The organism is Paenibacillus thalictri, assembly GCF_004307995.1.
Lineage (GTDB): Bacteria > Bacillota > Bacilli > Paenibacillales > NBRC-103111 > Paenibacillus_AF > Paenibacillus_AF thalictri.
This window is the reverse complement of record NZ_SIRE01000003.1, coordinates 372,915-387,180: the sequence shown is the minus strand read 5'-3', so window position 1 is coordinate 387,180 and position 14,266 is coordinate 372,915. Positions and strand designations below refer to the sequence as shown.

Here is a 14,266-nt window from a genome sequence, read left to right as displayed (position 1 = left end):
AGTTTAATGAAATTATATAGCAACTTGCCCGTTAATGCAATCGCTTTCTTTCACAAAAAACATACTTTTTTTATCGCCAATAACGCGAGTTGGATCGGGATTGGATGAGATTTGCAAGATAATTGGAATAACGTTCGGAGGATAAAATCGAAGAAAACGTGAGAAAACGAATGGGTCTAGATGGTTAGATGGGAATGGCATAACCGGTTACGCAGTCGTACACGGGCTCCATCGGGTGCACGACCGCTTGACGCAGGCTTCAACGGTAAACTGCTTGCCTTTTATTTGGCCGGCTCCTGCTTGGATTGGGTGAACACGGCCACATACTTGATTTCGTCAGTAATCGGAGACAGCATATGCTTCTCGATCGAGTCGAAGTAAAGACTGTCGCCCGGCCCAAGCGTATATTCAACATTGCCGACCTTATATTTCATCTGGCCTTCCAAAATAAAAATAAATTCTTCTCCGTTATGGCTGAACGTATGTCTGTTGTCGCTTTCCTCTTTGCGTGAAACAAACAGGAACGGCTGCATCAGCTTCTCCGCGCGTTCGACGGCAAATGCAAAGAAAGAGTAGCCCTTTTCTGTTTTGACCAGCTTGGATTCGCTTGTCTGTCTGGTTGTATGGATGGTGCCGGACTGCTGCTGGTCATCCAGCAAAATCGACACTTTGGTCCCTAAAGCGTCGGCGATTTTTACCAATGTGGAGATCGGCGGCATCGTCTTGCCGTTTTCGATTTTGGACAGCAAACTTTTGGAGAAACCGCAAATATCCGCAATCTCGGCTAAATTACGGTTTTGCTCCTTGCGCAGCTTTTTGATTTTGTTTCCTAGATCCATGATGGGAATCTCCTATTTTCATATTATTCAAATAAGTTTATCATAACTACACTTAATGGAAGCGTCAAGCCTGATGGCGGCACAAAAAAAGAAGCTTCAGCTTAAAGCTCATGAAGCTTCGGACCTTGGGCCTATCCACAGGCCGTCACAGAAATCAAAGACCGTTAAGACTGAATGCTTACGTCCTCCTTAACGGTCCTAATCGATTTATCCGTTTTGTTTCATCGTTTCGACGAACTGTGCAAGCACCGTATCCGCTTGATCGTACGGCACCTGGCAAGTGCCGGCCGCTTTATGCCCGCCGCCGCCGTTTGCCAGCATCAACGCCCCGATATCGGTTTTGGCGCTCCGATTGATGATGCTGTAGCCGCATGCGAATACGCAATTTTGCTTGCCGCGCCCGTCTATCATCCAGATCGAAATATTTTGCTCGGGATACAGCGCGTACACCATAAACCGATTGCCCGGAAAAATGGTCTCCACGCCACGCAAATCGGTCACGATGACGTTGCCGTCAACCCGCGTATATTGCTGAAGCATCTGCTTGTAGTCTTTGTCCAATTCAAAATACCGCTTCACCCGTTCCTGCACGTCCGGATGCTGCAGCACCTCGTCAATGCCCATCGTCGCACAGTGGTCTACGAGCGCTTCCATCAGCTGGTAGTTGCTGATCCGGTAGTCATGAAACCGTCCAAGCCCGGTTCTCGCGTCGCATATAAAAGACAGCAAATCCCAGCCTTGCGGCTGCAGGATGTCGTCAGCGGAAAACTGCGCCGAATCCGCTTTATCTACGCCGGCCATCATATCGTCGATGTCGCCGAAAGTTTCCTTGCCGCCGTAATAATCGTAAACGACACGCGCAGCGCTCGGCGCGACGCGGACTTCCCCTTTGAATTCCGCCTGCTCTCCGGTTCGTTCCAGCTCGCTGGAATGATGATCGAACCACAAGCCGCACCCCGGAACAAACGGCACATTGGCCAAAATATCGTTTTCGCTAACCTCAATCAGGCCGTCCTGCACATCTTTGGGATGAACAAATTTCATCTGATCAATCATCCCGAGCTTTCTAAACAGAATGGCGCATACCAATCCGTCAAGATCCGAACGTGTTACTAACCGCATGGAGCCCCTCCTTTTAGTTCTAACGAACTATATCACTCTTGTTTATTATAAGGGCTCCGATTAAGGCGCGACAAGAAAATTTTGTTAAGTTTTCGTTACTGTTTCTTCACGGCTAATTTGTGTCTTAGGACGGAAACGGCCAGCAGCAGAAGCGGCAAAAAGATCATAAAAAACGAAGCAAGCGCGGTCCAATTGCGGGCGAGAAAACGGGTCGAAAACAGCGTATCCGGGTAACAGATCAGCGACAGCGAAACCATGCCCAGGGCAAGCGGCGCAACGTACGGCTTCTCGCTTTTTAAATTAAACACCTGCACCATGCCAAGGAGGGAAGCGTGAAAAGTGATGACCACCTTCATAAATATCGTCAGCACCCAGATCAGCATCATATTGCCTTCCAGCCTCTGTATAAAATTCCCAATATTAATATTTTTCGCAAGCGTATACGCCGGAAATAACTGATTCGCCGTAAGCGATGCTCCCAGCACCGCGATACTGCTAAACGTCGTGATCGCCAAAACGATGCCTCCAATCACCGTCCCTACGATCATAGCGCGTCCCTTGCCTTCCCCGACAAACGGATAAAGCATAAGCAGCACCCCCATCTCCTGAAGGCCGAAAAATGAATAAGCGCCCTTTAACACCGGTTTGATTCCGTTTTCCATGAGAGGCATGACATTGTTGAAATGGAATCTATGCAGCAGCGGCACAATCAGCAGCAGAAATAATACAAGCATGATAGGGAAGAAAATTTCGGCCGCCCTTCCGTATATTTTTACCCCATAATACACGGCGGCGGAAATGGTGAGGACAAATAAAATTTGCAGCATCTCAATCGGCGTTTCCGGCACAATCTGGGACGTCAGAAAAAAGCCCAAATCCCCGACCATCAACGAAGCCAGCAAATAATAAAACAGCGTCAGAACCAGCCCTGCCGCTTTGCCCAGCCACTTGCCGAATGCCCTTTCGCAAAAACCTATGACGGATAACTCGCCGAACCGCTTTCCCAACGCAGCGTACAACAGCACAAGCAGCAGATTGACCAGCAAACCCGTCAAACATGCAAGCCATGCGTCCTGCCGGGCATCCACGGCCAAACCGGCGGGAGTAATCAGTATCGACGTGCCGATCATAAAAAAAGCGACAAGTATCGTAAAGGTGTGGCTGTTGATTTTACCGCCGTTTTCCATAAGATGCTTCCTTTCAAGTCAGCAGGGATTCAATCGTTTGCACATAAGGCTTTAGAATCGTCTCGATTCCTTTCAGCGGATTGGGCAGCTTCACATGGGCCATCTGCACGCCGCATACCGAAGCAATGACAACGATAAGCATTGTAAGCATGATCAGCTCCTTATAGCTGCGCTGCCCCCATAATGCGGGAATATCCTTAAGCCCGGCGCGAACGATCACCGCAGCGATACCGATCCACATCAGCATAATTTATTCCACCTTCGCGTGTTCTATTGGCTGCAAGGTCGTGCCGATTCTTCGCAGATCGACATGAGAGTGAATGCGTATTTCCATATTTTTATATACGTTGTTCCAATTTTTAATTTTACGCCAGTATTTCGGGTTTTGCCGGTGGACTACATCGCCGAATCCAAAATAATCCAATTCGAGGGTTGTCTGGGATTTTCGAACAGAAGCGGACAGTACTCTAATGATTTTCTGATTGACTGCCTCCGTCAGCTCCTCCTGAATTTTGGGATCCAACACGTCGACATCGCATTCAATGTCGCTTATATCCATCTGCGTGTTTTGATACACATCAATCTCAGGTTGTCCGTCATTACTTATTTTCGTTTCGATTCGGTTGCGGGACCTGACAATTTGCGCGGTCATGTTGCCCGGTTTTTTTTGGGGACACGGAACAAACGCCGTTGTTTCCTTCACGGAATTTTGCAAATAATTAAACGTTTTGGCATCGTTTTCGTCCAGCCAGTCCACCATCCGGTCCACGTTAAAGATCGCCATGCCGGAATATTGCAGCAGAACCCGGGGTTCTACATTTTGACCGTTAGCCTGCTTCTTGCCCTGATTTGGGTCTCCGAGAATTTCGATGCCTGTCAGCACAGGGTTTTTGCCTTCCTTAAACAGCTCCTCGATCATTTTGTCCAGTGTAATTTTCCCTGTAGCCGCCCATAATTTGTCGGACGTCTCGAGTTTTGTGTACAAGTTATTGGAGGGAATCGGGTCGATGGCGCTGTTCATTTTTAAGATTTGCGACGCGCTTGAATGTCTGGCCACAACGATAAAAAAATCCGTCCGCATATCACGGTTTCTGGAAATAAAATCAAGCGGCTTGCCGACTCCCTCTCTGGCCAGTTCCTCGCCGATAACCAGCATCCGCAGATGGGCGAAATACATGCGCCGCGGCGCCTTGACGGTCATCCGGGCCAGTGCCTCGGGCACGGTAGCCCCTTCCTCCTCATAGGTGACGACCGGGCTGGAAAGATTTTGCCCCCCGTCCCGTTTCGACGCTACTTTGGCCGGATTGACGATTTGCGACGTCACTTTGTATTTGTCATTAAACTTGTCGATGCCCAGGCCAACCACGATGCTCAAATCATTCAGTTCATGCCGGCTCCAGCAGCCGGTCAGCGGCAAGGCAAGCAGCACAAACAGCAGCGCAAATGCCCAAACCCGTCCCATACCATCGCTCCTTTCATCAACGTTTTTTTTGGCGCACCAGATTTTTCAGCAGAAAGCTCTTCGGTCTGGTGATCATCCTGGGAATCGGGGCCCGCATGAACGTATCTTTCTGATCCTTCAATTTAAAAGGAGCGAGGCTCCCCATGTATGGAAATCCGATGGAAGTCAGGCTGCACAGATGGAGTACAATGAGGATCATTCCGATAAAAATGCCGTACAAGCCAAATGTAGCCGCCAGCAGCATCAGCAGAAAACGGACGATCCGCGCTGCGATCCCCATATTAAAGGCCGGCAGCACAAAATTGGATATCGCCGTGATGGATACAACGATGACCATGGCCGCACTGACAAGTCCCGCTTCAACCGCCGATTGGCCGATGACCAGTGTACCCACGATCGAGATCGATTGACCGACCGTTTTCGGCATCCTGACGCTGGCCTCACGCAAAATTTCGAATGTGATTTCCATCAACAGCGCCTCTACAAAAGTCGGAAACGGCGTGGCCTCCCGCTGGCTTGCCAAATTGTACAGCAAGGTGGTCGGCAGCATTTCTTGATGGAATGTCGAAACCGCTATGTAAACGGAAGGCGTCAGCAGCGCTAGGAAAAATGAAAAAAACCGCAGCAGCCGGATTAATGTCGCAAAATCGGCGCGCTGGTAATAATCTTCGCTGGATTGAAAAAACTGCGTGAACAAAGCCGGAACAAGCAGAGCAAACGGGGTGCCGTCAACGAGAATGGCCACTCTGCCCTCCAGCATGCCTGCAGTTACCACGTCGGGACGCTCCGTATTAAATACCGTTGGAAACGGCGTCGGCTGCTTATCTTGGATATACTCTTCGATATAGTTGCTTTCCAAGATGCCGTCCACATCGATCGCAGACATTCTTTCCCGCAGTTTATCCAAGATCCCATCCGTTACGATGTTATCCATATATAGAAGAGCTATATCCGTTTGCGTCGCTTTGCCGATTTTATACGGCTCCACACGCAGATGACGGGATTTGATTTTACGGCGCACCATGGCGATGTTCCAACTGATCACTTCCGTAAAACCTTCCCGCGGACCACGCACGACCGACTGCACATTTGGTTCTTCGATCGGACGCGCCTTCTGATCTTTGGTTCCAACGGAAAGAGCGTAAGCGCAGCCTTCCAGCAGCATCATGCTGCACCCTGTAAATAAAGCTTCATACAGGCTCTCGAATGTATCTACGCTAGCGATGGCGCCTTCGGCAATGATGCTTTTTCTGAGGTGGGCCAGCAATTCCTCGGGATGGGCAACGTCCGGAACCCGCAAACTGCTGTCGCTGCTCAGCAGCGAATGAAGCATGTCATGCAGATTGACGAGCCCCTCCACATAGACGATCGCTCCCTTAAATATCACACCGGATTCCGCAAAAATTTCAATTTCGCGGGTTTTAATATCCCAGCTATTCCCGGTTTCTTCTTGAATCCTGCTTAAGTTGAAAGCAAGCTTCGAACTTAGCGGCTGCTTGTTTTCTTCAGGCTCGTTCATGATGTTCATGAGATCACCTCTTTCTGAAGAACACACAGGAATTTCCTTTATATTTTGAATTTTTACCCATTTTTATACCCATTTCAGTTATAGAGCGCAATGCAAAAAAAAGAACCCCCATATCCCGCGCCTCGGCTGAATGGTAGGTTCATCTTAAATAAATATGCAGATTTATTTCTTTTCCTGTATAAAATCGAACGTTTGTTCCAAATATTGCTTGCACTGCCTGTTTTCTTTGGCAAGCGTCATCAGAAAGGTATACATGCCGCGAATAATAATCTCGTTGGGTTTCTCTTTGCTCATCTCCAGCAAAATCGCGTCGACCGACTGTATCATCGTTCCCGGATCGGTTAAGTGCCCCTCCATCCAATCCCGCAGCTGCCGAACTTTCTGCCTGTTTTTTTCCAGACTCGTAGGAATGCACAAGCGGTCCAAAATGCCCGAGGAAACTTGCGGCTCAAACCGGCTGTTCAGCAAACCTCCGGCGAGATCGTTCAGCCTTTCGAGCAAATATTCGGATAACTTCATATAATCGAAGGTACATCCGCATGCGATCATCGTAAAAATGTATTCTTTTTGCAGGCCGTTCAGCATAATCGAACAATCCAGCGCAAACGGTTTAATGTCGGGACCGTACAATTGGATAATCCGTTCCTGGTACCAGCGTAAATTTCTCAGCGATTCGCTCACAAACAGTTCTCTGAGCGAGGGATTGTCGACAAAAGCCGTGCCCTTCAACATCATTTTGACAAAATCCTGATCTTCCTGGATCATCCGGCATTGTGTCTGAAAGGCCGCCATAATCAATTCCCTTGGCGGCAGCGCCAGCCGGTTCTGCAAATCCTCGAGGTGTACCCGGAATTTTTCAAAAAAATAGTTGTAGATCGAAAACAGCAGCTCGTCTTTGGATTGGAAGTGCTGGTAAAAGGCGCCCTTGGACACGCCTGCAAGACTCACGATATCTTGTACGGATGCCGTATAATAATCACGTTCGCTGAACAGCTTCATCGCGGCCCGTATGATTTGCATTTTCTTCTCATTCATAACCTTCACGTCCTAACGTCATGATCCAAGGAAATTTTCGGTGCAATCGAATTTAAAGCTATTGTATATGTCAGACCCAGACAAGTCAATACTGACCGACTGGTCATTTTTTATTATAAACTGAATAATCTTATTGAAATTGCTATGTTTTTTTATTATAGTACTAGTTGACCAACTGGTTTTTTTCACTAAAACTGACCAGTTATTCCGTTTTTCAGACCCCATAAGGAGATTGCGATGAAATTGCCAGAAACCTATTCGGATTTAACCCGTAAAGTAAACCAGTACATGTCCGCGCAATTTGAGCGGCAAGGCTACAGCCAGCTGGCCGGGAAAATTTTCAGCCGGCTGCTTTTCGCTCAGGAACCGCTCAGTTTGACCGCCATCGCTTCCAGTCTAGGGGTATCCAAAGCGGCCATCAGCGTACAGGTCCGAATATTGGAGAAATCCGGATTATGCTATAAAGTGCCGATACATAACGACCGCAACGATTATTATTACATCACCGAGCGATTGTGTCTGCAAATGATCCACCATCAAATAGACCAGTTCGGCAAGCAGCTTGATTGCATGAATTACTTTCTTACGGCTCTTCCTTCCTTATCAGAAACTGCCCCCCAGGAGCAGGACTCCATTGAAGCGTTCCGCAAACGGATGACGGAGTTATCGCTGCTGTATAACGATATTTATGACAGCTATAAACAAATCGACAAGGAGTGGTCCAAGCAATCTGTCTAAGGGAACAGTTATAAACAGCCGCTTATCGCACACGCACAGGCAGGAACACGAGTGGAGGAGTAGAGAGAAATGAACCTGTTGACCCGGTTTTCCTTGAAAAACAATGCCGCAATTATTATTATCAGTCTGCTTTTGTTTATCGCGGGGGCCTTCTCGGCTTCTACCTTAAAGCAGGAAAGCATGCCGGACATCTCGCTTCCGGTTGTATTTGTAAGTACGATCTACCCCGCTACGCCAACGGACGTGATGGAAAACGTAACGAAAAAACTGGAGAAGCGGATCGTCGGGATCGAAGGATTGAAAAAAATATCGTCCATCTCCAACGACAATTACTCCGCTATCACCATCCAGCTCGTCAACGGCCGCAGTCCGGATGACGCCAAGAAAGATATCGAAGCCGCTTTGTCCGATATCAAACTGCCGCTTGGTGCGGGCAAGCCGAAAGTATCCAAGTTCGGCAGCAACGAGTTCCCGGTATATTTCGCAGCCCTATACGGCAACAGCAACACAAACCGCGAGGAAATCAACCGGATCTATAAAGATGTCATGGAGCCGACGATCAGCGCCATGAAAGGCATCGACCACGTCGATTCGGTAGGCCAACAGGAAGCCACATTAAAGCTGAAGCTGGATATTAACGCCATCGCCGGTTTCGGATTGACCCCAACGGGTGTCACGCAAACCATTCAGACCGCGCTCATGAGCAGCCCTGCCGGTACGGCCGATTTTAACGGTTCCACCCAGTCGGTCCGGATCGAAAGCGATCTGAACACAATCTACAATCTGGAGAATATGAAAATTGCGCTTCCCGCCGGCGGCACCGTCCTGCTGAAGCAAATCTCCAAAGTCGAAGCGATTTCCGATTCGGAATTCATCACACGGCTGAACAATGAGCCGGCAATCGGACTCACGTTGTATAAAAGCAAGGACGCAAATACGGTCCAATTTTCGAACGATGTAGAGAAGCTGATGGCCGGATGGCAGAAGGAATTCCCGAATCTGAAGTTCACAACCGTATACAATGCCGCGACCGATGTGAAGAAGTCGATTAACGGCATGTTGAAAGAAGGTTCTTCGGGCGCCATTCTCGCCTCCATCATGATTTTGCTGTTCCTGCGTAATATACGTATGACCTTGATCGTGCTTGTCTCGATTCCGTTATCGATCCTGACCACGCTTTGTATCATGGCATCGCTGGATATAACGTTAAATATTATGACCCTCGGGGGACTCACGATCGCCGTCGGCCGGGTCGTCGACGACAGTATCGTTGTCATCGAGAATATATACAGCGAGCTGCAGAAAGCGAAGGAACGCGACGAATCGGTCATCAAGCTGGCCACGTCGAAGGTAGCTTCCGCTATCACGTCCTCCACGATTACGACAGCCGGCGTTTTCTTGCCGATCGCTTTTGTCGGCGGCGTTCTCGGCGATATTTTCCGCCCGTTCGCCATCACACTTGTCGTTGCCTTGATGACATCGCTGATCGTAGCGTTGACGGTCATTCCGATGCTCGCCAAACTGCTGGTCATGAGAAGCGACAAAATCAAATATCACGACGAAGAACATATCGGTTCATTTACGTTGAAGTACAAGAAAGCACTGACTTATTCCTTAAACAATCCGAAAAAAATCGTGTTTGCCTCTTTCCTTATTTTCGTTATCGCGATTGGCGGGACTGTGCCGTTTCTCGCTGCCTCGTTTATGCCTGACAGCGATTCGAACAAACAAGTTCAGTTCACTTTAAAGCTGCCTCGGGAAACTTCCTTTGAGTCGATGGACCAGAAGGTAAAAGAAATTGAGAAAATGATGGGCGACGCCAAAGATGCGACCGGCGCTCCAGCATTCGATTATTACGAATCGATGGTCGGTTACGACCAAGGCAATATGAGCGGCGAACGCACATCCTACAAAGCGATGATTATGGCTGCCGTTTCTCAGCATTCCGATGCGAAACAAATGGCCAAGGATTACCAGGCCAAAATTGAGTTCATGGTGCCGAAAGGCTCCGAGGTGGAAGGTGCGCTGCTCAGCGGCGGCATGGGCGGCTCCAGCGACGATTTTGCCTACTTGCTGAAGGGTGACGACATCAACCAGCTGATGGCCAGCGCCGAACTGGTCAAAGCCAAGATGAAGGAATTCCCCGAACTTGAAGAAATTAAAGACAATTTAAGCGAAAAGAAAATGCAGGTCAACGTATCGGTCGACCAGAACAAAGCGCGTTTGTACGGACTTTCCTCAGCTCAGATTACCGATACCGTCAGCCAATGGCTGGCCAAACAGGATTTGGGCGAAATTAAATTCGACAATGTCAACTTTGTAACCAAGGTCATGATCGACGATCAGTACAAGAACTCGCTCGATAAGCTTGGCAACATCATCATTACCGCGCCAACGGGTGCAAAGCTGCATCTCAACGAAGTAGCTAAAGTTCATCAAATCGATGCGCCTGCCGCCATCAACCGGGAAATGCAGGAGCAATTCGTTAAAATCACCGCCAAAATCGACAGCAAAGATAAAGGCGGCGTCAGCACCAAAGTAACCGAGGCTTTAAAAACGGTTGAATTACCTAGCGGTGTTCGCCCGGATGTTCAGGGGGTCAACGACGATATTCAAGAAAGCTTCGGCCAAATGGCTGTTGCGATGGTTGCCGCTATTTTTATCGTTTATCTCGTTATGGTTATCGCATTTGGCAATGCAAGCGCGCCTTTCGTCATCTTGTTCTCGCTGCCGCTTGCCGCTATCGGCGGATTTCTCGGTTTGTTCGTGGCCAAGGAGTCCATCAACATCACCTCTTTGATCGGCTTCCTTATGCTGATCGGCGTCGTCGTGACCAATGCGATCGTGCTCATCGACCGCGTGCAGCAGCTTCGCGAAGAGGGACAATCGACACGCGACGCTTTAGTTAAAGCAGGCATCACCCGGCTTCGCCCGATTATCATGACAGCCGGCGCAACCGTTCTTTCCTTAATGCCGCTTGCCTTAGGGTTGTCAGAGGGCTCGCTTATTTCCAAAGGGCTGGCTGTTGTCGTTATCGGCGGTTTAATTACTTCGACGGTATTGACGCTTCTGGTTGTCCCGGTCGTGTACCAAATCATTGACGGAATGAAAAACCGGGTATCCCGTCTGCTCAATAGAAAGTCAATCGTTAAAGCCGAGTCGAAGTCGGCAACCGTCGTCCATTAATTATTGGCAGCCCGCCAAATCAAGCATTCGGTATATAAAGGAGATTACGACCATATGAAGCTGTTATCGACAACCACCTTTCAAAGAAGCGCCAAGTTTGCAGGCGCCCTGCTCGTCAGCACGGCGCTCATCGCCGGCTGCAGCGCACAACCTGAAGCAAAACCTGCGCAAACGGCTGTCACTGAAAATCAAGCGAAAGCCGTGAAGACGGCCAAAATCGAAAAGAAAAAAATTAGCGACCCGCTTGAGCAAGTAGCCGATGTGGCTTCCTCTCTGCAAATCGACGTCATCACCAAAGCGGGCGGCGATATTCAAGAAATACTGAAGCACCGCGGGGACCGCGTCGATAAAGGCGACATTATTTTCCGCATGGACCCGACCGACGTGCAAATCGCCCAACAGAAAGCCAAAATCGCCGTTTCCGGCACACAGCAGCAGCTTGTTAAATCCAAGCAGGATGTGGAGGACGGCAAGCAGGAGCTCAAGAACGGCATCGCCAAGCTGGAAGCATCGCTGAAGGACGCCGAGAAAAATTACAATAAAATGCGCAACGACTACGATCTTGGGCTTGTCACCAAAAATCAATTGGAGCAAACCGAAACTTCGCTGAACAATATGCGTCTAGATTTAGAGAGCAATCAAAATAAACTGAAGACGCTGGAATCGACCAATTCCTTGGCACAGCTTGAACAAGGGCTGCAAACCGCCGAAGTGTCGATCCGCGAAACGGAACGCACGCTGGAGAATATGGAAGTGAAAGCGGCTGTTTCCGGTATCATTACCGACCTGCCGATTGAAACCGGCATGACGCTGCAAGCCGGCTTTAAAGCAGCGCAAATTCAACAGCTCGACCCGATCAAAATCAAGGCCGAGCTGACGGAAGATTCCGCGGCGCTGATTCGCGGCAAACAGGAGCTGAGCTTCTACATTCCAGGAACGATCGATAAAACGAAAGCGAAAGTTTCTTATTTGGCCGACGTGATGAGCGCCAATTCCAAGTCGTATTCGCTGGAGCTTGAGGTTCCTAACCCGGACCGCAAGCTGAAGCCGGGAATGAAAGCCCAAGTACTGCTCTCGGAAGAACAAGACCAGGTTGTTGTCACCGTGCCGACTTTAAGCGTCGTAAGAGAAGGCGGCGACACATTCGTATTTATTGCAAATGGAGATCAAGCGGAGAAAAGGAAAGTTACGCTTGGCCGTCTGAACGAAACGTATCAGGAAGTGCTTTCCGGCGTTAAGGAAGGCGAACAGCTCATCGTCTCTGGTCAGCATCAGCTTAAAGATAAGGATAAGGTCCAAATCAGCCAGTAATGCACAGATTAAAATTGGAGTCTGTCCGAGCGGATAGAAGGAGGAATAACCAATGAATAAAAAGCTGAAAAAAACGATTGTTTCCATAGCTTTAACAGCTTCTCTCATGAATGTATGCAGCTATGCGGCATGGGCGGACGAACCTGTCCCTGCCAAGATTGTCAAGTCGGCGGCTTCGGCGCAATATTACAATCTGACCGATAAATTGGATGTACAGATCACCAGCATGCTTAACGAGCGGGCGGACAGCGGCACACGCATCGGCGTTACGATTAAGATGAGAAACAACGGCACGTCCGTCACACGTGTCCCTGATTACGAATTGAGAGTTACCACTTCCGACAATGTGACTTACACGCTGCAGCCTAGCGCCGCCAACGTAAAGTCCGTTCAGCCGAAGACGGAAGCCCAGCTCAGTTATCTTGCCGTGATCGACCGGACGGATGACGTACAGCTGAACGATGTATCCTGGATCGACGTCGACTATTACGTTTATCCGAAAAAAGAAACGCTGATTGTATCCGCCCCTGTCGCGACCTCACCATGGAAAGGCAGCGATTCGGTCATTTCCGACGAAAATGCTTTGCTGAAATGGTCCGATACATTTACGTTGCCCTACTCCGATTCCAAAATCGAGTATACTCCGACAGGTATCCATAAGGAACTGACCGATAAAGGCACGGTTTATGTAGTTCAACTGATCGCCGTCAATCCGTCGGACAAAAGGGAAACCGTCCCTTCATTCACATTGGACGGCAAATCCAAAACGAAGAATTTCGCCGGAAAACGGGTTGAGCAGGACGCCATCGTAATTGAATCGAAAGAACAGAAATACATTCATTTTGCCATCCCGACGGATCAGGATACGCTGCTGACCAGCCTTAACGTGCTGACATCCGAAACATTTGCTTCGGCTTCCGCAACGGGAGCGTCTTCGGCTGTGCAGTATCAAGTCGGACGCTACAACATAGCGCTTGAGAATGCGCTGAAAAACGGTGCGCTGCCTTATACATTGGGCCAAGCGATGGCATTCGACTCGCGCAGCGACCTGATTCACCCTGATCTTCAAGTATCGCTTGTCGAGTTTACGATGGACAAAAACGATGAAGAAGGCAGCCAGAAAGTAACGGGCAAATTCCTGCTCAAAAATAAAAGCGATCGCCCGATGACGGTGCCGAACTTTGACGTCAGCTTGCTTAGCACCGACGGCTACGAATATTCGGGAGCACGGCAAAAAACGGTAGCGGCCTCCATTCTTCCGAATTCGGGAGTGATTGTGAACTTCGGCTTTACGCTGCCTTCCACGGAATCGGGACAAAATCTGACCGTGAAGGTTCAGGACGCGGTAACCGCCGCACCATACAAAACGACGATCGCGGCTTATTCCGCACCCCTTCAGGCGCCGCCTAAAGGCGACAAATTTTCGATGTACCCGTTTGATATTACAGTGGAAAATTGGGACATATCCTATTTATTCTCGAACCTGATGTTCTCCTATAAAGGCAAGTTCATCTTGGACATCAAACGACAAAATGAAACTCAAGTCGACAACAACTACTCCAAGCTGCAGTTCGAGCTGTATGACGGAATCGGCAGACTTGTCGGAACAAGCACCAAAGCGATGATCGGCCAAGGCCGCCTCGTCTCCGGCGAAAACAACATCACGTTTGACGGGTCTTCCGAGCAGTTCGAATCGCCGCTGCGCTTGAAGGTGTTTGAGATCTTCCCAACCGCTAACGGCGACGCCAAACGCTTGCTGGCCGAATTCGAGAAATAATCGCTCTTATCGGGATCATACGAATCTACAGAAAGAAGCTTTCAGAACCGCCGCAAGGTGATTCAGAAAGCTTCTTTTTTG

The 14,266-nt window shown here is 49.1% G+C and carries 11 protein-coding genes; 4 read left to right on the top strand and 7 right to left on the bottom strand.

Translation table 11 applies throughout. From position 1 onward, the window contains the following. Positions 1 to 281: 281 nt before the first annotated feature. The 7 genes from EYB31_RS03945 to EYB31_RS03915 all read right to left on the bottom strand — a co-directional run bounded on the left by EYB31_RS03945 (position 282) and on the right by EYB31_RS03915 (position 7,173). The gene (locus tag EYB31_RS03945; protein ID WP_131011961.1) at positions 282 to 839 is read right to left on the bottom strand and encodes a helix-turn-helix domain-containing protein; all 558 of its coding nucleotides are present in this window, start codon (positions 837 to 839) and stop codon (positions 282 to 284) included. 207 nt (positions 840 to 1,046) lie between these two features. Next, entirely contained in the window at positions 1,047 to 1,961 is a 915-nt protein-coding gene (locus EYB31_RS03940) for a DHH family phosphoesterase (RefSeq protein WP_131011960.1), read from the bottom strand. A gap of 95 nt (positions 1,962 to 2,056) precedes the next feature. Then, positions 2,057 to 3,148, bottom strand: coding sequence for a GerAB/ArcD/ProY family transporter (locus tag EYB31_RS03935; RefSeq protein WP_131011959.1), 1,092 nt, complete (start codon positions 3,146 to 3,148; stop codon positions 2,057 to 2,059). A 13-nt stretch (positions 3,149 to 3,161) separates the two neighbouring features. Next, a complete protein-coding gene (locus EYB31_RS03930; protein ID WP_131011958.1) occupies positions 3,162 to 3,395 on the bottom strand; it encodes a hypothetical protein in 234 nt (77 codons plus the stop codon). Positions 3,396 to 3,398: 3 nt separating this feature from the next. Continuing rightward, positions 3,399 to 4,610 (bottom strand): Ger(x)C family spore germination protein, encoded by a 1,212-nt coding sequence (locus tag EYB31_RS03925; RefSeq protein WP_131011957.1) that lies wholly within the window; start codon positions 4,608 to 4,610, stop codon positions 3,399 to 3,401. A gap of 16 nt (positions 4,611 to 4,626) precedes the next feature. After that, positions 4,627 to 6,138 carry a spore germination protein gene (locus EYB31_RS03920; protein ID WP_240762036.1) on the bottom strand — a complete coding sequence of 504 codons (1,512 nt, stop codon included), beginning with the start codon at positions 6,136 to 6,138 and terminating at the stop codon, positions 4,627 to 4,629. Positions 6,139 to 6,300: 162 nt separating this feature from the next. Continuing rightward, complete coding sequence (locus tag EYB31_RS03915; protein WP_131011956.1) at positions 6,301 to 7,173, bottom strand: TetR/AcrR family transcriptional regulator; 873 nt, start codon at positions 7,171 to 7,173, stop codon at positions 6,301 to 6,303. Positions 7,174 to 7,410: 237 nt separating this feature from the next. Here EYB31_RS03915 and EYB31_RS03910 point away from each other — a divergent pair, with 237 nt between their 5' ends. The 4 genes from EYB31_RS03910 to EYB31_RS03895 all read left to right on the top strand — a co-directional run bounded on the left by EYB31_RS03910 (position 7,411) and on the right by EYB31_RS03895 (position 14,185). Continuing rightward, positions 7,411 to 7,911: a GbsR/MarR family transcriptional regulator gene (locus EYB31_RS03910; protein ID WP_131011955.1), complete on the top strand. Its 501-nt coding sequence runs from the start codon at positions 7,411 to 7,413 to the stop codon at positions 7,909 to 7,911. A 69-nt stretch (positions 7,912 to 7,980) separates the two neighbouring features. Further along, positions 7,981 to 11,097, top strand: coding sequence for an efflux RND transporter permease subunit (locus EYB31_RS03905; RefSeq protein ID WP_131011954.1), 3,117 nt, complete (start codon positions 7,981 to 7,983; stop codon positions 11,095 to 11,097). Between the two features lie 54 nt (positions 11,098 to 11,151). Beyond that, the gene (locus EYB31_RS03900) at positions 11,152 to 12,408 is read left to right on the top strand and encodes an efflux RND transporter periplasmic adaptor subunit (protein ID WP_131011953.1); all 1,257 of its coding nucleotides are present in this window, start codon (positions 11,152 to 11,154) and stop codon (positions 12,406 to 12,408) included. Between the two features lie 52 nt (positions 12,409 to 12,460). Continuing rightward, positions 12,461 to 14,185 (top strand): hypothetical protein, encoded by a 1,725-nt coding sequence (locus EYB31_RS03895; RefSeq protein ID WP_131011952.1) that lies wholly within the window; start codon positions 12,461 to 12,463, stop codon positions 14,183 to 14,185. The last annotated feature ends 81 nt before the right edge of the window (positions 14,186 to 14,266 follow it).

Excerpts from the sequence above, each read along its gene's own strand:
- EYB31_RS03940 (WP_131011960.1), bottom strand. The coding sequence starts at position 1,961 with ATGCGGTTAGTAACACGTTCGGATCTTGACGGATTGGTATGCGCCATT.
- EYB31_RS03920 (WP_240762036.1), bottom strand. The coding sequence starts at position 6,138 with ATGAACATCATGAACGAGCCTGAAGAAAACAAGCAGCCGCTAAGTTCG.
- EYB31_RS03905 (WP_131011954.1), top strand. The coding sequence starts at position 7,981 with ATGAACCTGTTGACCCGGTTTTCCTTGAAAAACAATGCCGCAATTATT.
- EYB31_RS03895 (WP_131011952.1), top strand. The coding sequence starts at position 12,461 with ATGAATAAAAAGCTGAAAAAAACGATTGTTTCCATAGCTTTAACAGCT.
- EYB31_RS03925 (WP_131011957.1), bottom strand. The coding sequence starts at position 4,610 with ATGGGACGGGTTTGGGCATTTGCGCTGCTGTTTGTGCTGCTTGCCTTG.
- EYB31_RS03945 (WP_131011961.1), bottom strand. The coding sequence starts at position 839 with ATGGATCTAGGAAACAAAATCAAAAAGCTGCGCAAGGAGCAAAACCGT.
- EYB31_RS03935 (WP_131011959.1), bottom strand. The coding sequence starts at position 3,148 with ATGGAAAACGGCGGTAAAATCAACAGCCACACCTTTACGATACTTGTC.
- EYB31_RS03910 (WP_131011955.1), top strand. The coding sequence starts at position 7,411 with ATGAAATTGCCAGAAACCTATTCGGATTTAACCCGTAAAGTAAACCAG.
- EYB31_RS03900 (WP_131011953.1), top strand. The coding sequence starts at position 11,152 with ATGAAGCTGTTATCGACAACCACCTTTCAAAGAAGCGCCAAGTTTGCA.
- EYB31_RS03930 (WP_131011958.1), bottom strand. The coding sequence starts at position 3,395 with ATGCTGATGTGGATCGGTATCGCTGCGGTGATCGTTCGCGCCGGGCTT.
- EYB31_RS03915 (WP_131011956.1), bottom strand. The coding sequence starts at position 7,173 with ATGAATGAGAAGAAAATGCAAATCATACGGGCCGCGATGAAGCTGTTC.